This is a genomic window from Pseudomonas sp. CFBP 5748, from assembly GCF_053850495.1.
In genome coordinates, this window is sequence record NZ_JBSPTN010000020.1 from 26,632 (window position 1) to 46,331 (window position 19,700).

18 protein-coding genes are annotated in these 19,700 nt (G+C 62.3%); 16 read left to right on the forward strand and 2 right to left on the reverse strand.

What is annotated here, in order from left to right:
- Positions 1 to 169: 169 nt before the first annotated feature.
- The 4 genes from ACWNZ1_RS28190 to ACWNZ1_RS28205 all read left to right on the forward strand — a co-directional run bounded on the left by ACWNZ1_RS28190 (position 170) and on the right by ACWNZ1_RS28205 (position 3,339).
- Positions 170 to 829, forward strand: a complete 660-nt coding sequence (locus ACWNZ1_RS28190) for a transglutaminase-like domain-containing protein (protein WP_135846490.1) — start codon at positions 170 to 172, stop codon at positions 827 to 829.
- A 44-nt stretch (positions 830 to 873) separates the two neighbouring features.
- Entirely contained in the window at positions 874 to 1,497 is a 624-nt protein-coding gene (locus ACWNZ1_RS28195; protein ID WP_135846489.1) for a glutathione S-transferase family protein, read from the forward strand.
- A gap of 133 nt (positions 1,498 to 1,630) precedes the next feature.
- Positions 1,631 to 2,563 (forward strand): ABC transporter ATP-binding protein, encoded by a 933-nt coding sequence (locus ACWNZ1_RS28200; protein WP_135846488.1) that lies wholly within the window; start codon positions 1,631 to 1,633, stop codon positions 2,561 to 2,563.
- On the forward strand, positions 2,560 to 3,339 hold the full coding sequence (locus ACWNZ1_RS28205; protein ID WP_135846487.1) for an ABC transporter permease: 780 nt from the start codon (positions 2,560 to 2,562) through the stop codon (positions 3,337 to 3,339). Before ACWNZ1_RS28200 ends, ACWNZ1_RS28205 begins: the two co-directional genes overlap by 4 nt.
- A gap of 164 nt (positions 3,340 to 3,503) precedes the next feature.
- Here the strand turns inward: ACWNZ1_RS28205 and ACWNZ1_RS28210 are convergent, their stop codons facing one another.
- Entirely contained in the window at positions 3,504 to 4,019 is a 516-nt protein-coding gene (locus ACWNZ1_RS28210; RefSeq protein WP_135846486.1) for a DUF2062 domain-containing protein, read from the reverse strand.
- Between the two features lie 145 nt (positions 4,020 to 4,164).
- On the opposite strand from ACWNZ1_RS28210, the gene ACWNZ1_RS28215 reads away from it, so the two are divergent.
- The 12 genes from ACWNZ1_RS28215 (at position 4,165) to ACWNZ1_RS28270 (ending at position 15,638) form a co-directional block, all read left to right on the forward strand.
- Positions 4,165 to 6,411, forward strand: coding sequence for a DNA internalization-related competence protein ComEC/Rec2 (locus tag ACWNZ1_RS28215; protein WP_456028007.1), 2,247 nt, complete (start codon positions 4,165 to 4,167; stop codon positions 6,409 to 6,411).
- Positions 6,412 to 6,507: 96 nt separating this feature from the next.
- The gene (locus ACWNZ1_RS28220) at positions 6,508 to 7,143 is read left to right on the forward strand and encodes a MotA/TolQ/ExbB proton channel family protein (RefSeq protein ID WP_178084272.1); all 636 of its coding nucleotides are present in this window, start codon (positions 6,508 to 6,510) and stop codon (positions 7,141 to 7,143) included.
- On the forward strand, positions 7,140 to 7,568 hold the full coding sequence (locus ACWNZ1_RS28225; RefSeq protein ID WP_135846483.1) for an ExbD/TolR family protein: 429 nt from the start codon (positions 7,140 to 7,142) through the stop codon (positions 7,566 to 7,568). The genes ACWNZ1_RS28220 and ACWNZ1_RS28225 overlap by 4 nt, the downstream gene beginning before the upstream one ends.
- A complete protein-coding gene (lpxK, locus tag ACWNZ1_RS28230; protein WP_265072293.1) occupies positions 7,568 to 8,578 on the forward strand; it encodes a tetraacyldisaccharide 4'-kinase in 1,011 nt (336 codons plus the stop codon). The genes ACWNZ1_RS28225 and lpxK overlap by 1 nt, the downstream gene beginning before the upstream one ends.
- Before the next feature lie 23 nt (positions 8,579 to 8,601).
- Positions 8,602 to 8,787 (forward strand): Trm112 family protein, encoded by a 186-nt coding sequence (locus ACWNZ1_RS28235; RefSeq protein WP_003179363.1) that lies wholly within the window; start codon positions 8,602 to 8,604, stop codon positions 8,785 to 8,787.
- Positions 8,784 to 9,548 (forward strand): 3-deoxy-manno-octulosonate cytidylyltransferase, encoded by a 765-nt coding sequence (gene kdsB, locus ACWNZ1_RS28240; protein WP_256453544.1) that lies wholly within the window; start codon positions 8,784 to 8,786, stop codon positions 9,546 to 9,548. Before ACWNZ1_RS28235 ends, kdsB begins: the two co-directional genes overlap by 4 nt.
- On the forward strand, positions 9,548 to 10,012 hold the full coding sequence (locus tag ACWNZ1_RS28245) for a low molecular weight protein-tyrosine-phosphatase (RefSeq protein WP_135846480.1): 465 nt from the start codon (positions 9,548 to 9,550) through the stop codon (positions 10,010 to 10,012). The genes kdsB and ACWNZ1_RS28245 overlap by 1 nt, the downstream gene beginning before the upstream one ends.
- On the forward strand, positions 10,009 to 11,028 hold the full coding sequence (gene murB, locus ACWNZ1_RS28250) for a UDP-N-acetylmuramate dehydrogenase (RefSeq protein WP_456028008.1): 1,020 nt from the start codon (positions 10,009 to 10,011) through the stop codon (positions 11,026 to 11,028). Before ACWNZ1_RS28245 ends, murB begins: the two co-directional genes overlap by 4 nt.
- Before the next feature lie 245 nt (positions 11,029 to 11,273).
- Positions 11,274 to 11,744 (forward strand): (2Fe-2S)-binding protein, encoded by a 471-nt coding sequence (locus ACWNZ1_RS28255; protein WP_135846478.1) that lies wholly within the window; start codon positions 11,274 to 11,276, stop codon positions 11,742 to 11,744.
- On the forward strand, positions 11,741 to 14,056 hold the full coding sequence (locus tag ACWNZ1_RS28260) for a xanthine dehydrogenase family protein molybdopterin-binding subunit (protein ID WP_256453542.1): 2,316 nt from the start codon (positions 11,741 to 11,743) through the stop codon (positions 14,054 to 14,056). The genes ACWNZ1_RS28255 and ACWNZ1_RS28260 overlap by 4 nt, the downstream gene beginning before the upstream one ends.
- Positions 14,056 to 15,027, forward strand: a complete 972-nt coding sequence (locus ACWNZ1_RS28265) for an XdhC family protein (RefSeq protein WP_256453541.1) — start codon at positions 14,056 to 14,058, stop codon at positions 15,025 to 15,027. Before ACWNZ1_RS28260 ends, ACWNZ1_RS28265 begins: the two co-directional genes overlap by 1 nt.
- Before the next feature lie 20 nt (positions 15,028 to 15,047).
- Positions 15,048 to 15,638, forward strand: a complete 591-nt coding sequence (locus ACWNZ1_RS28270; RefSeq protein WP_135846475.1) for a nucleotidyltransferase family protein — start codon at positions 15,048 to 15,050, stop codon at positions 15,636 to 15,638.
- A 226-nt stretch (positions 15,639 to 15,864) separates the two neighbouring features.
- On the opposite strand, the gene rne is transcribed toward ACWNZ1_RS28270, so the two are convergent.
- Positions 15,865 to 19,083: a ribonuclease E gene (gene rne, locus ACWNZ1_RS28275; protein WP_456028009.1), complete on the reverse strand. Its 3,219-nt coding sequence runs from the start codon at positions 19,081 to 19,083 to the stop codon at positions 15,865 to 15,867.
- Between the last annotated feature and the right edge of the window lie 617 nt (positions 19,084 to 19,700).

Genomic DNA, 19,700 nt, shown 5'->3' on the forward strand with positions numbered 1-19,700 from the left:
CTGTGGATAAACTCGAGGCAAGCCCTCCTGTAGGAGCTGCCGAAGGCTGCGATCTTTTGATCTTGATCTGTCGGTCTTCGCTCAGCGTTCAATTGTCTGGGGAAAGATCGCAGCCTCGTTGCACTCGGCAGCTCCTACGGGTGGTGATGTTTCTCGAGAGGTCTTCCCCATGCAGCAATACCTGAACCCCGGCCCGTTCATCGACAGCGATCACCCGGCAGTCATCGAGTTTACCGAAGGCCATCGCGGCACAGGCCGTGATCCCCTCGATCAAGCCATCAACCTTTATTACGCTGTGCGCGAGGCGGTGCGCTACAACCCTTACACCTTCAGCCGCGATCCGGCGACCCTGCGTGGCAGTTATGCATTGGCTGCGGGCGAAAGCTATTGCGTGCCCAAGGCCACCTTGCTGGCCGGTTGTGCCCGACATTGCGGTATCCCGGCGCGCATCGGCCTGGCGGATGTACGCAATCACCTGTCCACGCCGCGCCTGCTGGAATTGCTCAAGAGTGATGTGTTCGCCATGCACGGTTATACCGAGCTGTACCTGAACGAGCGCTGGGTCAAAGCCACGCCGGCGTTCAACCAGGGCTTGTGTGAGTTGTTCGATGTGGCACCGCTGGCGTTCGACGGTCGCCATGACAGCGTTTTCCACCCGTTCAACCGTCAAGGCGCCAAGCTGATGGAGTACGTCACCGACCACGGCCAGTTCGCCGATGTGCCCGAAGCGTTCTTTTTCGAACACTTGGAAAAATGTTATCCACACCTGTTTGGCGATCGAGTGCCCCTCCTGCTCGGTGACATGCAGGGTGATTTGAGTCGCAACTGATCCGGCGTATGCTGCTGCGGCATTTATCCATCGAGGAAGCCGTGATGCTGAAGATCTGGGGCCGGAAAAACTCATCGAATGTGCGCAAGGCATTGTGGTGCGCCGAAGAACTGGGGCTGGCCTATGAGGCCATCGACGCTGGCGGTGCATTTGGAGTGGTCGACACGCCCGAGTATCGCGCGAAGAACCCCAACGGTCGCGTGCCGATGATCGAAGACGACGGCTTCGTGCTCTGGGAATCCAACACCATCGTGCGCTACCTGATGGCTCGCCATGCAGCGGGATCGGCGTGGTATCCGACCGATCTCCAGGCGCGGGCCACGGCGGAAAAATGGATGGACTGGACCACATCGTCCTTTGCCGGACCGTTTCGCACGGTGTTCTGGGGCGTCTTGCGCACCCCGGCCGAGCAGCAGGATTGGCCGGCCATCAAGGCGGCGATCAAGGAGTGTGAAGATTTGCTGGCGATGGTCGAGCAGGCCTTGAGTGAACAGCCTTACCTCTCGGGTGATGAAATCGGCATGGGCGATATCCCCCTCGGCAGTTTCATTTATGCCTGGTTCGAGATGCCCATCGAACGGGCTGCGAGGCCGCATCTACAGGCCTGGTACGCGCGGCTGCAAGCGCGTGCGGCTTACCGCAAGGCTGTCATGACCGCGTTGACTTAATACTTACTATCGACACACGTGACTGTACTTGTGCGGCGACGCCACGCACCATTGCCTTCGTGCGCCGTGGTTGTATTGCTCGCCGCGCGCCCTTATCTCATTCTTTCCTCCCTTCTTGGTGCATAAATCCGATATGAGTTCCGCTCTGTCCATCCGGCAGCTAACCAAAACCTACGGCAACGGTTTCCAGGCCTTGAGTGGTATCGATCTGGACGTCGCCGAAGGTGACTTTTTCGCCCTGCTCGGCCCCAACGGCGCCGGCAAATCCACCACCATCGGCATTCTTTCCACCCTGGTGAACAAAACCAGCGGCACGGTGAATATCTTCGGCCATGACCTGGACCGCGAGCCCGCCGCCCTCAAGCGCTGCATCGGCGTGGTGCCCCAGGAGTTCAATTTCAACCAGTTCGAAAAGACCTTCGACATCGTCGTGACCCAGGCGGGCTACTACGGCATCCCGCCAAAGATCGCCAACGAGCGCGCCGAGCAGTACCTGACCCAATTGGGCCTGTGGGACAAGCGTGACGTGCCGTCCCGCTCATTGTCCGGCGGCATGAAGCGCCGACTGATGATTGCCCGTGCGCTGGTGCACGAGCCGCGCCTGCTGATTCTCGACGAACCGACCGCGGGTGTGGACATCGAGCTGCGTCGTTCGATGTGGACCTTCCTCACCGAGTTGAACCAGAAAGGCATTACCATCATCCTCACCACGCACTACCTGGAAGAGGCCGAGCAGCTGTGCCGCAACATCGGCATCATCGACCACGGCACCATCGTCGAGAACACCAGCATGCGGCAGTTGCTCAGCCAACTGCATGTGGAAACCTTCCTGCTGGACCTGAAAAATGATCTGCAGGTCGCGCCGCAGCTCATTGGTTATCCGGCCCGGCTGGTGGACAACCGCACCCTGGAAGTCCAGGTGGATAAAGCCGTCGGCATTACCGGGCTGTTCACCCAGCTGGCGTTGCAGCACATTGAAGTGCAGAGCCTGCGCAACAAGACCAATCGCCTCGAGGAGTTGTTCGTGTCTCTGGTGGAGAAAAATCTGGCGAAGGTGGCGGTATGAATTCCGAACTGCGCCCCAACCTCATCGCCCTCAATACCATCGTTTATCGCGAAGTCCGGCGCTTCATGCGGATCTGGCCGCAGACCCTGCTGCCGCCCGCCATCACCATGGTTTTGTACTTCGTGATCTTTGGCAACCTGATCGGCCGCCAGATCGGTGACATGGGCGGCTTCACGTACATGGACTACATCGTGCCGGGGTTGATCATGATGTCGGTGATCACCAACTCCTACGGCAACGTGGTGTCGAGTTTCTTCGGCAGCAAGTTCCAGCGTTCGATCGAAGAGTTGATGGTCTCGCCGGTTTCACCCCATACGATCCTCATCGGCTATACCCTGGGCGGCGTGTTGCGCGGCCTGGCAGTGGGCTTGATCGTGACCCTGCTGTCGCTGTTCTTCACCGACCTGCAGGTGCACCATCTGGGGGTGACGATATTGGTGGTGGTGCTCACGGCGACGATCTTTTCGTTGCTGGGGTTCATCAATGCCGTGTTTGCGCGCAACTTCGATGACATCTCCATCATCCCGACGTTCGTGCTCACGCCGCTGACCTACCTGGGCGGGGTGTTCTACTCGATCTCCCTGCTGCCACCGTTCTGGCAGACCGTGTCCCTGGCCAACCCGGTGCTGCATATGGTCAATGCCTTCCGCTACGGCATCCTCGGGGTTTCGGACATCAAGATCAGTGTCGCGATTACCTTCATGCTGGTGGCGACCGTGGTGCTCTATGTCGGGTGCGCGCGGTTGTTGGTCAGTGGGCGGGGGATGCGTACCTAGTAAGATCGCGTCGCCTTCTTCGCGAGCCCGCTCCCACACTGTTCCGGGATGGCCGCAAAACGCCTGTTCACCACAATCTCCCTGTCGGAGCGGGCTTGCTCGCGAAGAGGCCAGTAAAAACACCACAAAAAAGGCCTCCCTGCTCGGGAGGCCTTTTTCGCATCTTACATCCGGCTTTTCTTGCGCCGTTTCCACTGCCGGGTCACCCACCAGCGCCAGTAGCTCATGGTGACGAAGTAGGCCAGGGCGCCGAGCACCAGGCCGGTCACCACCGATCCCAGCAGAAATGGTTGCCACAACGTGGACAGCTGGTCGCTGATCCATTCCCAGGTCAGTTCTTCCGGCAACGTCCGGGCAGGCACATCCATCAGCCAGGCGCCGGTCTGGTAGGTGCAAAAAAACACCGCCGGCATGGTGATCGGATTGGTCAGCCAGACCAGGCTCACGGCAATCGGTATATTGCCGCGCACCGTGATGGCCAGTGCGGCGGCCAGCAACATCTGCAAGGGGATCGGCAGGAACGCGGCAAACAGACCAACGGCCATCGCCCTGGCCACTGAATGGCGATTGAGGTGCCAAAGGTTGGGATCGTGCAGCAGGGTGCCGAGAAAACGTAAGGATTTGTGTTCCCGAATGCTCTCTGGGTCTGGCATGTAGCGTTTGAAAAGGCGCCGGGGCATAAGGCTTCTCGGTCGGTTCAAAGCAATAAAGCCGCAAGTATGTCCGGATTCTACGGCGGGTAGATTCAGACTTTGTGACAATTGATAACGCCGAGGGTGCCCCTGACCGGCTATGCCTGACGAAAGGGCTCTCAAGGATGGGGTTATGCGCACAGGGTTGGTCGCGCTTGCACTGGGGCTGTTGGCCCCGGTTTTTTTACCGGCATTGCCGCCGTTTTGGCTGATTGCAACCATGCCGGTGCTGGGGTTGATGGTGTTGCCGTTTCGCACCTACCCGCTGGGTTTTTTTCTGTTCGGGTTGGCCTGGGCCTGCCTGTCGGCGCAGTTGGCATTGGCCGACCGGTTACCTGCCGCGCTCGATGGCGAAACCCGCTGGGTCGAAGGGCGTGTCGTCGGCTTGCCGCAGCACAGCGAGGACGTGGTGCGTTTCGAACTGGCCGATGCCCGTTCGCGTCGCACCCGGCTACCGACGTCGATGCGTCTGGCCTGGTTCGGTGGTCCGCCCGTCAGCAGCGGCGAGCGATGGCGATTGGCTGTGAAGCTCAAACGGCCGGCCGGATTACTGAACCCACACGGTTTCGACTATGAAGCCTGGCTGTTGAGCCGAGGCATCGGGGCGACCGGCACGGTGAAGGATGGCCTTCGTCTGCAAGCGGCCCAAGGTGCGTGGCGCGACGGCGTGCGACAGGCTCTGGCCCAAGTGGATGCCCACGGGCGCTCCGGTGCGCTGGCGGCCTTGGTGCTTGGCGACGGCAGCGGGCTGAGCCGCGAAGATTGGCAGGTACTGCAAGACACTGGCACCGTCCATTTACTGGTGATTTCCGGGCAGCACATCGGGCTGCTCGCCGGTCTGGTGTACCTGCTGGTGGCCGGTGCGGCGCGTTATGGGCTGTGGCCGGTGGGTCTGCCGTGGTTGCCTTGGGCTTGTGCGCTGGCCTTCGCCGCAGCCCTGGGCTACGGCTTTCTCGCTGGGTTCGAGGTGCCGGTGCGGCGGGCTTGCGCGATGATCGGCCTGGTGCTCCTCTGGCGCTTGCGCTTCAAACACCCGGACCCCTGGTGGGCATGGCTGCTGGCCTTTGTCGGGGTGCTGGTGTTCGATCCGCTGGCCAGCCTGCGGCCGGGGTTCTGGCTGTCGTTTGCGGCGGTGGCGATATTGATGTTCACCTTTGGCGCTCGCCTGGGGCCCTGGCGCTGGTGGCAAACCTGGACCCGTGCCCAATGGCTGGTTGCGCTCGGCCTGTGTCCGTTACTGGTGATATTGGGCTTGCCGGTCAGCCTCAGCGGGCCGCTGGTAAATCTGCTGGCGGTGCCCTGGATCAGCCTGTTGGTGTTGCCGCCGGCGTTGCTCGGCACGGCGTTGTTGCCGGTGCCGTTGCTCGGTGAAGGGCTGCTGTGGATAGCCGGTGGCTTACTCGATTGGCTGTTCAAGGGGCTGGCGCTGGTTGCCGGGCGGATGCCGGCATGGGTTCCTGTTTCGATTCCGCTCTGGGCCTGGTGTATTGCCGCCCTCGGGGCTTTTTTGCTGCTGCTGCCCAAGGGGGTGCCGCTGCGGGTGCTGGGGTGGCCAATGCTGCTGCTGATGGTTTTTCCACCGCGAGAAAGCGTGCCGCAAGGCCATGCCGAAATCTGGCACCTGGACGTCGGCCAAGGGCTTGCGGTGCTCGTGCGCACCCGTCGCCATAGCCTGCTTTACGATGCCGGGCCGCGCTTCGGCGAGGCCGACGCGGGCGAGCGCGTCGTGCTGCCGACGTTGCGCAAACTGGGGGTACAGGCGTTGGATCTGATGCTGCTCAGCCATGCCGACGCCGATCACGCCGGCGGCGCTCGCGCGGTGCGCAGCGGGCTGCCAACGAGGCGGGTGATCAGCGGCGATCCTGCCGCGCTGCCTGATGAGCTGCAAGCCGGAGCATGCGACAGCGGCGAAGGTTGGGAGTGGGATGGGGTCAGGTTCCAATTGTGGCAATGGTCCGCTGCCCGAGAAAGCAACCAGAAGTCCTGCGTCTTGCTGGTCGAGGCCGGCGGCGAGCGCTTGCTGCTGACCGGCGACATCGATAGCCATGCTGAACAGGCCTTGCTCGACGGGCCCCTGGCGGCCCCAAGCCAGTGGCTGGCCGCCCCGCATCATGGCAGTCGCAGCTCATCGTCGATGGCGCTGCTGGCGCGTCTGAATCCTCATTCGGTGCTGATCTCCCGGGGGCAAGGCAACGCGTTCGGTCATCCGCATCCCCGGGTGATCGCTCGTTACCGTCGGTTGGGCCTGGCGATCTACGACAGTGCCGAACAGGGCGCCATTCGTCTGCAACTGGGGGCCTTTGAACCCCCCTTCACCCAGGCCAGGCAGCGGCGGTATTGGCGTGATCCGCCGCCTGTCGGGCCGCAGGCCAAACATTGACTCGGGTCAGCTCGCGCGACGGACTTATCGGCAGGTCGAGCCTCCAAGGCGAGTCTGTATGATAAAGTGGCGCACTTTTTCGAGGGGGCTGTCACTGTGTGGGAATTGGTCAAATCCGGCGGCTGGATGATGTTGCCGATCATTCTGAGTTCCATCGCGGCACTGGGTATCGTTGCCGAACGCCTGTGGACCCTGCGGGCCAGCCGCGTGACTCCGGAGCATCTGCTCGGGCAGGTCTGGGTCTGGATCAAGGACAAGCAACTGAACAAGGACAAGCTCAAGGAGCTGCGGGCCAGTTCGCCCCTGGGGGAAATCCTCGCCGCGGGCCTGGCGAACTCCAAGCATGGTCGCGAGATCATGAAAGAGTGCATCGAGGAAGCCGCCGCCCGGGTCATCCATGAACTGGAGCGCTATATCAACGCCCTGGGCACCATCGCTGCCATGTCCCCCCTGTTGGGCCTTCTGGGTACGGTGCTGGGCATGATCGACATTTTCAGCGCGTTCACCGGCTCCGGCATGACCACTAACGCTGCGGTGCTGGCGGGCGGTATTTCCAAGGCCTTGATCACCACCGCCGCGGGCCTGATGGTGGGTATCCCTGCGGTGTTCTTCCATCGGTTCCTGCAACGACGCGTGGACGAACTGGTGGTGGGCATGGAACAGGAAGCCATCAAGCTGGTCGAGGTGGTGCAGGGCGATCGTGACGTGGACCTGGCCGGGGGCAAGAAGTGAAATTCCGCCGCAAACCACGGGAAAACATCGAGATCAACCTTGCGTCGCTGATCGATGTGGTGTTCATCCTGTTGCTGTTTTTCGTCGTGACCACCACCTTCACCCGGGAAACCCAGCTCAAGGTTGAATTGCCGCAAGCCGTCAGTGGCTCGCCGGCCGAAGACCAGCAGCTCAAGAACCTGGAAATTACCATCAGCGCCGAAGGGGCGTTCTCGGTGAACAACCAGTTGCTGCCCAAGAGTGACCTGGCGAGCCTGATCGACGCCCTGCAGAAGGAGTCCGGTGGCGACACTAAGCTGCCGCTGTCGATCAGCGCCGATGGCAAGACGCCTCATCAATCGGTCATCACCGCCATGGACGCGGCCGGCAAGCTCGGCTTCAGCCATCTGCGCATGACCACCGTCGAGGCGGCGCCTGCACCCTGATGGCCATGTCCGATCGCTTGCTTGCCGCGTGGTATGACGGTCATCCGGCCCTGGCATTGCTGCGGCCGCTGGAGTGGTTGTACCGACGAGTGGTGGTGGGGAAGCGCGAGCGCTTCCTGGCGGGGGAGGGCGAGATCTACCAGCCGCCCGTGCCGCTGATCGTGGTCGGCAACATCACGGTCGGCGGCACCGGCAAGACGCCGCTGATCCTGTGGATGATCCAGCACTGCCAGCGCAGTGGCCTGCGGGTCGGGGTGGTCAGCCGGGGTTATGGTGCCAAGCCGCCGCAACTGCCTTGGCGGGTCGAGGCCGGGCAGGGCGCCGATGTCGCGGGTGACGAGCCGCTGTTGATCGTCCAACGCACCGGCGTGCCGCTGATGATCGATCCCGATCGCAGCCGCGCGGTCCGGGCACTGCTGGAAGCCGAACCGCTGGACCTGATCCTGTCCGATGATGGCATGCAGCATTATCGGCTGGCTCGCGACCTTGAGCTGGTGCTGATCGATGATGCCCGTGGCCTGGGTAATAGACGTTGCCTGCCCGCCGGTCCGTTGCGCGAGCCGGTTGAGCGACTGCGCTCGGTTGACGCTGTGCTGTACAACGGCGCCAGTGCTGATCACGAAGACGGCTTTGCCTTCCAATTGCGCCCCACCGCGCTGGTGAACCTGGCCAGTGGCGAACGACGGCCCCTCGATCATTTCCCACCCGGCCAGGCCTTGCACGCCGTGGCCGGCATCGGCAATCCCCAGCGTTTCTTCAAGACCCTCGAAACGCTACACTGGCGGCCAATACCGCACGGGTTTGCCGACCACGCCGAATACAGTGCCCAGGCGCTGAATTTCACGCCTTCGTTGCCAGTGGTCATGACGGAAAAGGACGCGGTCAAATGCCGTGCCTTCGCCGCGCCCCACTGGTGGTACCTGGTGGTAGACGCAGCACCGTCGCCGGCCTTCGCGGACTGGTTCGATACGCAGTTGATGCGCCTGTTGCCAGATCGGCTTTTGCCTTAGAACCTTTTATCCAGGGGAATTTCATGGACACCAAATTGCTCGATATTCTGGCTTGCCCGGTCTGTAAAGGCCCGCTCAAGCTCAGTGCCGACAAGACCGAACTGATCAGCAAGGGCGCCGGCCTGGCCTACCCGATTCGTGATGGCATCCCGGTGATGCTCGAAAGCGAAGCCCGTACCCTGACCACCGATGAGCGTTTGGACAAATGACCGCAGCCTTCACCGTTGTCATTCCGTCGCGCTTCGCCTCGACGCGCCTGCCAGGCAAGCCGTTGCTGTTGATCGCTGGCAAACCGATGATCCAGCACGTCTGGGAACAGGCCTGCAAAAGCAGCGCCCAACGCGTGGTAGTGGCGACGGACGATGCGCGTATCGTGGCAGCCTGCAAAGGCTTTGGCGCCGAGGTGGTCCTGACCCGCGAAGATCACAATTCCGGCACGGATCGCTTGGCGGAGGTCGCCGAGCAACTGGGCTTGGAACCCGACGCCATCGTCGTCAATGTGCAGGGCGATGAGCCGTTGATCCCGCCCAGCGTGATTGATCAGGTCGCCGCGAACCTGGCGGCCCATCCCGAAGCGCGCATGGCCACCCTGGCCGAGCCGATCGAAGATGTGCAAACCCTGTTCAACCCCAGTGTGGTCAAGGTCGTCAGCGACCTCAACGGCCTGGCGCTGACCTTCAGCCGGGCGATATTGCCCTGGGCCCGGGATGCGTTCGCGCAAAGCCGCGACGTCATGCCAGAAGGCGTGCCTTATCGCCGCCACATTGGTATCTATGCCTACCGCGCCGGTTTCCTCCAGGACTTCGTTGCCTGGGGCCCATGCTGGCTGGAAAACACTGAATCCCTGGAACAACTGCGTGCCCTGTGGCATGGCGTGCGGATCCATGTCGCCGATGCACTGATCGCCCCGCCAACCGGCGTCGACACGATTGAAGACCTCGAGCGCGTTCGTCGCCTGCTGGAGGCCTGATGCGGGTTCTGTTCGTCTGCCTCGGCAACATCTGCCGTTCGCCCACCGCCGAGGGCATCCTGCGGCACAAGCTGCGCGAGGCCGGGTTGGCCGGGCAGGTGGAAGTGGCTTCCGCCGGCACCGGTGACTGGCACGTGGGCAAGGCTCCGGACAAGCGCAGCCAGGCTGCAGCCCTGCGCCGCGGCTACGACCTGTCGGCCCAGCGCGCGCAGCAGGTGACCCGTGCCGACTTCGCCGCCTACGACCTGATCCTGGCGATGGACAGCAGCAATTTGCGCAACCTCAAGGCCCTGCAACCGGCCAATGGCCGGGCCGAGCTGGATCTGTTCCTGCGTCGCTACGAAGCTGAACTCGATGATGTGCCGGACCCGTACTACGACGGCGAGCAGGGTTTCGAGCAGGTGTTGGACCTGATCGAGCGCGCCACGGATCGCCTGGTGATCGAATTGAAGGGGCGGTTATGAGCTTGCAGGTAAAGGCCGGCGTCAGCCTCAAGCCCTTCAACAGCTTCGGCGTGGACGTCACTGCGCGGTTGTTTGCCGAAGCCCACAGCGATGACGATGTTCGCCAGGCGTTGGCCTATGCCGCTGAGCATGAAGTGCCGTTGCTGGTGATCGGGGGCGGTAGCAATCTGTTGCTGACCGGCGACATCGATGCGCTGGTGCTGCGCATGGCCAGCCACGGGATTCGCCTGCTCAGCGATGACGGCGAACGCGTAGTGGTCGAAGCCGAGGCAGGGGAGCCGTGGCACCCTTTCGTCCAGCACACGTTGGCGCAAGGTTGGGCGGGATTGGAAAACCTCAGCCTGATCCCGGGGACCGTGGGGGCAGCGCCGATGCAAAACATCGGCGCCTACGGTGTGGAGATCAAGGACGTCTTCGCCGGCCTCACCGCCCTGGATCGCCAGACCGGTGAGTTGCGCGACTTCAACCTCGAAGAGTGCTGTTTCAGCTACCGCGACAGCCTGTTCAAACAGCAGGCGGGCCGTTGGTTGATTCTGCGGGTGCGCTTTGCTCTCAGTCGCGCCGCGCACCTGCATCTGGAATACGGCCCGGTTCGTCAACGGTTGACCGAGCAGGGCATCGACCAGGCCACGCCCACCGATGTCAGTCGGGCCATTTGCAGCATTCGCAGTGAAAAACTTCCGGATCCGGCCGTGCTGGGCAACGCTGGCAGTTTCTTCAAGAATCCGCTGGTGCCGGCCACCCACGTGGCGCAACTCAAAGTGCGATACCCGGACCTGGTGGCTTATCCACAGCCTGAAGGGCAGATGAAAATCGCCGCCGGCTGGCTGATCGAACGGGCCGGCTGGAAGGGTTTTCGTGAAGGTGACGCCGGGGTGCATAAGTTGCAGGCGCTGGTGCTGGTCAACTACGGCAATGCCACTGGCCCGCAACTGTTGAACCTGGCCCTGCGTATCCAGAAAGACATTGCCGAGCGCTTCCAGGTCGATCTGGAAATGGAGCCCAATCGGTACTGAAACTGGTTTTTGCCGTCGGCCAAAAACGCCCTGCACAACCTCGCACACGAAGCATTTGTGCAGGATTGTGCAGGGCGTTTTGCTTGATCCTGGGTTAATTTAGTCAGCATTGAAGGCCCGGTGCAGACGCCTTGCGTGTGTGCACAAGAGAGCCCGATCAGCCTGAGCCAGTCTGCGACAACCAAACCGTTACCCAAGCGGCAGATTGCTCGACCCCATAACTCGAACACTATGCGGGCGTGCCCATGATTACCCTGAAACTCAATGGAAAAGACCATCAACTGGATGTGACCGAGGACATGCCACTGCTGTGGGCCATTCGGGACGTGGCCGGTTACAACGGCACCAAATTCGGCTGCGGCATGGGCCTGTGCGGTGCGTGCACCATCCACATCGACGGCGCCCCGGCGCGCAGTTGCATCACGCCGATTGGTTCGGTGAAAGGGCAGGACATCAGCACCATTGACGCGCTTCACGCTGATCCGGTTGGACAAATCGTCCAGAAGGCCTGGCTTGATACCGCCGTGGCCCAGTGCGGCTTTTGCCAGGGCGGGCAGATCATGTCCGCCACCGCCTTGCTCAAGACCAACCCCAACCCGAGCGATGAGCAGATCGAAGAAGCCATGGTTGGCAACATTTGCCGTTGTGGCACTTACAACCGGATCAAGACCGCGATCCGCCAGGCCTCCACTCACTTGAAGGAGGTCAAGGCATGAGCCGTTTGCCCAATGATTTTGTGCTGAGCAACCTCAGCCGTCGTGGCTTCCTCAAAGGCGCGAGCGCCACTGGTGTGCTGGTGCTGGCCGCCAGTTGGGGGCTGCCGGATGCCTTTGCCGAGGAAAAGAAATTCGGCGCCGAGGGCATGCCTCATGGCGCGGTCGACGACCCGAAGGTGTACGTGAGCATCGCCGCTGATGGCCGCGTGACGGTGATCTGCAACCGTTCGGAAATGGGCCAGGGCGTACGCACCAGTCTGAGCATGGTGGTGGCCGATGAACTGGACGCCGATTGGGCGCTAGTCAAGGTGCAGCAGGCACCAGCTGATGAGGCGCGTTTCGGCAACCAGGACACTGACGGTTCGCGCAGCATGCGTCACTGGTACGAGCCGATGCGCCGTTGCGGCGCCGCCGCGCGAACCATGCTGGAGCAGGCCGCCGCCGCGCAGTGGAATGTCCCAGTGGGTGAATGTCGTGCCCAGTTGCACAAGGTCGTGCACCAGCCATCCGGTCGCGAACTGGGCTATGGCGCGTTGGCCGCCGCCGCCAGCGCCTTGTCGGTGCCTGCCGGTGACAGCTTGCGCCTCAAGCAGCCTTCGCAGTTTCGCTACATCGGCAAGGAAGCGACCCGGGCCATCGATGGCGAAGACATCGTCAACGGCCGCGCCGTGTTCGGTGCCGATGTGCATTTCGACGGCATGCTCTACGCCGTCGTGGCCCGTCCGCCGGTCTATGGCGGCAAGGTCAAGACCGTGGACAGCAGCGCTGCGCTGAAAGTACCGGGTGTGGTCAAAGTGCTGCAGATCGAAGGGCGCCCTTTGCCTTCGGAGTTCCAGCCCCTGGGCGGCGTGGCGGTGGTGGCGAAAAATACCTGGGCGGCGATCAAGGGCCGCGAGGCGCTGAAGATCGAGTGGGACGACGGGCCGAATGCCGGTTATGACTCCATCGCCTATCGCAAGGAACTGGAAGCGGCTGCCCTTACTCCCGGCAAAGTCGTACGCAGCACCGGTGACCTCGACGACGCATTGGCCAAGGCCGATTCAACCCTGGAAGCGGCCTATTACCTGCCGCACCTGTCTCAGTCGCCGATGGAGCCGATGGTCGCCGTCGCCCGTTTCAAGGACGGCCAATGCGAAGCCTGGGCACCGAGCCAGGCGCCGCAGGTTACCCGCGAGCGCCTCGCCGAACGATTGGGCATCCCGTTCGACAAGGTCACGGTGAACATCACCTTGCTCGGCGGCGGTTTCGGGCGCAAGTCAAAGCCCGATTTCGTCCTCGAAGCGGCGGTGCTCGCCAAGGAGTTTGCGGGTCAGGCGGTACGGGTGCAATGGACCCGCGAGGATGACATTCATCACTCGTATTTCCACACCGTTTCGGCCGAATACCTGAAGGCCGGCCTGAATCAGGACGGCATGCCGTCCGGCTGGCTGCACCGTACCGTAGCCCCCAGCATCACTGCGTTGTTTGCGCCGGGCATGACCCACGAAGCACCGTTCGAAGTAGGCATGGGCGTGACCAATATGGCCTACGCGATCCCTAACATGCGCATGGAAAACCCCGCCGCCACCGCTCATACCCGGGTCGGCTGGTACCGCTCGGTGTCGAACATTCCTCACGGTTTTGCGATTCAGAGCTTCATTGACGAATTGGCCCACAAGGCCGGTCAGGATCCGCTGAAGTATCAGGTCAAATTGCTTGGCCCGGATCGCAAGATCGATCCGCGCACCTTGAGCGAAGAGTGGAACTACGGCGAGTCCCCTGAGCGTTATCCCATCGATACGGGGCGGATCCGCACCGTGCTGGAAACCGCGGCAAAGGCCGCTGGTTGGGGCCGCAAACTGCCCAAGGGCCGTGGTCTTGGACTGGCGGTGCATTACAGCTTCGTCACCTACGTGGCAGCGGTGATCGAGGTAGAGGTCAAGGATGATGGCACGGTGATCGTGCACAAGGCCGACATCGCCGTGGATTGCGGGCCGCAGATCAACCCCGAGCGCATCCGCTCACAGTTCGAAGGCGCATGCGTCATGGGCTTGGGCAATGCCATGGTGGGGGAGATCAGCTTCAAGGACGGCAAGGTCCAGCAAGACAACTTCCACATGTACGAAGTCGCGCGCATGTCCCTCGCGCCCAAGGAGGTGGCTGTGCATCTGGTCACGCCACCGGGTGAGGTGCCGTTGGGCGGCGTCGGCGAACCCGGCGTGCCGCCGATTGCGCCGGCGCTGTGCAACGCGATTTTTGCCGCCACCGGCCAGCGCATCCGCAACCTGCCCGTGCGCTATCAGCTGCAAGGCTGGCAACAGGCCAAAGCCTGATGGATAGCGTTGATCTGAATGTCCTGCGCAGCGTGCTTGAGTGGCGCCGCGCCGGGCAGCGGGTGGTGTTGTTCACCGTGGTCCAGACCTGGGGCACTGCGCCGAGGCCGCCGGGGGCGATGCTGGCCCTGCGCGAAGACGGCGTGGTGATTGGTTCGGTGTCGGGCGGTTGTGTCGAGGATGACTTGATCGCGCGACTGCACGACGGTCGCATTCCGGCAGACGGTCCGCCAGTGCAGCTCATCACCTATGGCGTCACCCGCGAGGAAGCGGCGCGCTTCGGTCTGCCATGTGGCGGTACCTTGCGCCTGACCGAAGAGCGGGTGGGGGATCCGCAATGGGTGGCCGAACTGTTGGAGCGTTGCGAAGCCCATGAAATTGTCGCCCGTGAACTGACGCTGGACAGCGGCAGCGTGGCGCTGACACCGGCCAGCAAAACCGACGCCTTGGTGTTCGATGGCCAAGTCCTGCGGGCTATCTATGGTCCACGTTGGCGGCTTTTACTGATCGGTGCCGGGCAACTGTCGCGTTACGTGGCGGAAATGGCCCGGCTGTTGGACTTTGAAGTGCTGATCTGCGATCCGCGCAAGGAGTTTGTCTACGGTTGGGAAGAGCAGCATGGTCGTTTTGTCTCGGGTATGCCCGACGAGGCGGTGTTGAGCATCCAGACCGACGAGCGCACGGCTATTGTGGCCTTGACCCATGATCCTCGCTTGGACGACATGGCGCTGCTCACGGCCCTGGATTCCAAGGCGTTTTATGTCGGCGCCCTGGGCTCGCGGGTCAACAGCCAGAAGCGCCGGGATAACCTGGCTCAGCTAGGCTTGTCTGCAGAGGCCATCGAGCGGCTGCATGGCCCGATCGGCCTGCACATCGGCAGCCACACCCCGGCGGAAATCGCCTTGTCGCTGCTGGCCGAAATCGTGGCGATCAAGAATGGCGTGGAGCTGCGGCAGAAAAAGCCGCTGTAGGCCGCCGATGAGGAGGGAATATGTCCCAGTCGATTGGCGTGATCATTCTCGCCGCCGGAACGGGCAGCCGTTTCCGTCAGGTTGCGGGCCCGGACAAGGATAAGTTGTTGGCCGATTGCACGGGGCGTGACGGCGCTGTCCGGTCAGTGATCGAGCAGGTGCTGGTGAATTTGCCTGCCGCCCTGGAAAAACGCGTGCTGGTGACGAGCAAGGATCGCCCACAGGCTATTCGCATGGCCCAGGCCTACGGTTGCGACTTCGTGGAACTGGACTCGCCCGGTTTGGGGGACAGCATTGCCGCCGGCGTCCAGGCTTGTCCGGACCTTGATGGCTGGCTGATTGTGCTGGGTGACATGCCGTTCATCCTGCCGTCGAGCATTGAGCGGGTGACGGCGGGAATCCGCGAGAATGGCATCAGTGTGCCGGTCCTTGCCGGTGAATACGGACATCCGGTGGGGTTTGGTCGTGGGTTTGGGCCGAAATTGATGGCATTGACCGGCGATCGTGGCGCCAAGGTGTTGTTTGCTGGTGCGAGAGTGGTCGAGGTGGCGCTGGATGATCCTGGCGTTGTTTGGGATGTCGATGTGCCTGAAGCTCTGAATTTCAAATAACAGCCGCTGCAAAATCCCCCTGTGGCGGACATTCATTGTATGAGCGCTGCCAATCCCCTGTGGGAGCGAGCTTGCTCGCGAAAGCGGTCCGGCATTCAGCATTGATGCAAGCTGACCCGACGCAATCGCGAGCAAGCTCGCTCCCACACGGATGTGTGCATAACTTGAGGGTATAAAAAAGCCCCGCCTGGCATAACCAGGCGGGGCTTTTTATTGGGCGATGGAATCAGGCGTGAGGTTTAGGCTCGTGCTCTTTTTCCAAGGCTTCAATGTGACGCGGTGCGACTTCTTCAGCTTCAGCGGAGTACTGAGGCTCGTCGGTCACTGGCGCCGGTTCGGCCGGGGCTGGCTCAGAGGCTGTTTCAGCGACCGGGGCAGGGGCTGCCTCGACTGCTTCCACGATCGGAGCGGCTTCGACGACAGGCGCTTGAGCGGCGGCAGCGGCAGCTTGTTCGGCTTCCTTCTGCAGACGCTCGGCTTCACGCTTGCGACGGCGCACTTCGCGCGGATCATTCGGCGCACGGCCGTTCGCGGTCAGGGCGCTGGCAGGCGCAGGCTCTTCCACCGGGGCTGGTGCTTCAACCACCACAGGCGCTTCGACCACTGGAGCAGGCTCGACCACGACGGGTTCGATCGCTTTCACTGGCTCTGGGGTCGGTTCAGGCTCGACAACAGGTGCCGGTGCAACGGGCTCTGCGGTCCAGTTGAACGCCGTCTGCTCTTCACGGGCAGGCTCTGGTGCTTTTTCCTCGGCCGGTGCTTCAAATGCAGGCTCAGCGGCCAGCACAGGCTGCTCGACGACCGGTGCAGACTCGGCGGCAGTTTCGGCTTCAGGCTGGGCTTCACGTACCGGTGCCAGTTCCACTTCTGGCGAGGCGGTGGCTTCTAATGGAGTAGTGGCTTCGACCACAGGCGCTTCAACCGGTGCGTTTTCCACTACAGCGGTAGCGCGTTCGGCCTGCTCATTGGCTTGGGCTTCAGCAGGGGCGCTGATTGTGCTGCTGGCAACTGCCGCAGTCACGGCCAGGCCGGCAGCCAGGTCGGCAGCGCTTGGCGCTTCGGCGTTCTCGGTGGATTCGGACTCTTCCGAACCTTCGATCACGTTGCCGTTGGCGTCGCGCTGACGCTCACGACGGTTGCTGCGACGACGCTGGCCACGGGAACGGCGGCGTGGACGATCGCCTTCGGCGGTGTCCTGGCCGTCTTCCTGCAGTTGCTCTTCGCTGTTCAGCACTTCTTCTTCGCTGGCAGCGGCGGCTGCCTGCTCGGCGCGTGGCTGACGTTCTTCACGAGGAGGACGCGGTGCGCGTTCTTCGCGAGGCTGGCGGGCCGGACGCTCTTCAGCGGTGGTAGCAGCAACGGCAGCAGCGGCCGGGGCGGCATCCAGTGGTTCGCGCAGTTCGCGAACACGTTCTTCGCGTTCGCCACGTGGCTTGCGATCTTCACGCGGTGCGCGCGGCTGACGTTCTTCACGCGGCGGACGCGGTGCGCGTTCTTCGCGGGCTACGGCTGGCGCTTCCTCACGGGCTTCGCGAGGCTGGCGTTCTTCACGCGGCTCACGTGGCGCGCGCTCTTCACGCGGTGCACGTTCCTCGCGGGGCTTGCGCTCTTCGTCACGACGACCGTTGCGGTTGCGAGTCTGCTGGCGACCGTTACGGCGCTCCTCGTTGCGGGCTGGACGCTCGGTAGTGGCCGGCTTGGCGACAACGGCTGGCGCTGCTGGCTCCTCCTTGGTGGCGAACAGGCTGACCAGCGACTTCACCAGGCCTTTGAACAGGCTTGGCTCAGGCACGGCGGACGGGGCGGCAACCGGAGCGGCGACTTCGGTCGGAACCGGAGCGTTGGCGCGAGCCGGGGCAGTCTTGACCGCTGCTTCCTGGCGAACCAGGGTGCGGGTAGCGGCGGCCGGCTGGACTTCTTCCACTTCGGCAGCGGCAGCAGCGATTTCGTAGCTGGACTGGTTGGTGTGGGCTTCCGGGCTGTCATCGCGCAGGCGCTGCACTTCGAAGTGCGGTGTCTCGAGGTGATCGTTCGGCAGGATGACGATGCGGGCCCGGGTGCGCAGTTCGATCTTGGTGATCGAGTTACGTTTTTCGTTGAGCAGGAACGCGGCTACCGGGATCGGCACTTGGGCGCGAACTTCGGCGGTGCGGTCTTTCAGGGCTTCTTCTTCGATCAGGCGCAGGATCGCCAGGGACAGCGATTCGACGTCACGAATGATGCCGGTGCCGTTGCAGCGAGGGCAGACGATGCCGCTGCTTTCGCCCAGGGATGGACGCAGGCGCTGACGGGACATTTCCAGCAGGCCGAAGCGCGAGATGCGGCCGACCTGTACGCGAGCGCGGTCAGCTTCCAGGCATTCGCGGACTTTTTCTTCCACGGCGCGCTGGTTCTTGGCCGGGGTCATGTCGATGAAGTCGATGACGATCAGGCCGCCGATGTCGCGCAGGCGCAACTGACGGGCGATTTCTTCGGCGGCTTCAAGGTTGGTCTGCAGGGCGGTTTCTTCGATGTCGCTGCCTTTGGTGGCGCGCGCCGAGTTGATGTCGATGGACACCAGGGCTTCGGTCGGATCGATGACGATGGAGCCGCCGGACGGCAGTTCGACGACGCGCTGGAAAGCGGTCTCGATCTGGCTTTCGATCTGGAAACGGTTGAACAGCGGAACGCTGTCTTCGTAGAGCTTGATCTTGCTGGCGTACTGCGGCATCACCTGGCGAATGAAGGTCAGGGCTTCGTCCTGGGCTTCGACGCTGTCGATCAGCACTTCACCGATGTCCTGGCGCAGGTAATCGCGGATGGCGCGGATGATCACGTTGCTTTCCTGATAGATCAGGAACGGCGCGGAGCGATCCAGCGAGGCTTCTTTGATGGCGGTCCACAGTTGCAGCAGGTAATCGAGGTCCCACTGCATTTCTTCGCTGCTGCGGCCAAGGCCGGCAGTGCGCACGATCAGACCCATGTCAGCCGGTGCGACCAGGCCGTTCAGGGCTTCACGCAGTTCGTTGCGCTCTTCGCCTTCAATGCGGCGGGAGATGCCGCCGGCACGCGGGTTGTTCGGCATCAGGACCAGGTAACGACCGGCCAGGCTGATGAAGGTGGTCAGGGCTGCGCCCTTGTTGCCACGTTCTTCTTTTTCGACCTGAACGATGACTTCCTGGCCTTCGCTCAGGACGTCCTTGATGTTGACGCGGCCTTCAGGGGCTTTCTTGAAGTACTCGCGGGAGATTTCTTTGAGGGGCAGGAAGCCGTGGCGCTCGGAGCCGAAATCGACAAAGGCAGCCTCAAGGCTTGGTTCGATGCGAGTAATCCGGCCTTTATAGATGTTGGCCTTCTTCTGCTCGCGTGCACCGGATTCGATATCCAGGTCGTAGAGGCGCTGGCCGTCTACCAGTGCAACACGCAACTCTTCGGGTTGAGTTGCGTTAATCAGCATTCTTTTCATGTAGTACCGTCGGTTTCCGGGCTGCCGGAAACGGCGTTCGGCACACACGACTTCTCACGGTCGGTGTCAGGTGCGTCCTGGAAGTGGCAGGGCCATTCCAGTGTCCAGCGAGTTCGACCCAATGATGGCGAAGTCGCGACGGACGCGTCCTGCTTGCTGGTACTCAAGCACTCAGTCAGGAGGAGGAATCAACCGGCGCCTGTGGACGAGATGAAGCGTCTAAATATAAGCCTAGTGCTACACAGTCCGACGGTTGTACATCTCCACCCTACACGTATCCCTGATAATCGGGTGCTGCCGCGCGCAGAATCCGCAGCGGGTTGGCATTTACCGTGAGCTCCGAAAGGGGAGGTCACGCATCATGGCTAATTTAGGCGTTGTTTCCGAAGCTCTCGCTCGGGGTCGTTCGTAGCTGACTGCACTTTGTGAACTGGCCGTGAATGTGGCGCGCAAGGCGAGTCAAAACTCTGCTTTGCCGCGTATTTCAGGCCTCATGTCACCTGCGCTCGTTACACCTGCAAACTCTACCGTTACGTAGCGAAAGCCCCGTAGGACGGCCTCTCGTCCTCGTGAATTGCGTTGGTCAGGGCCGGTTTTTGACCGTTAGTCCGCTGTCC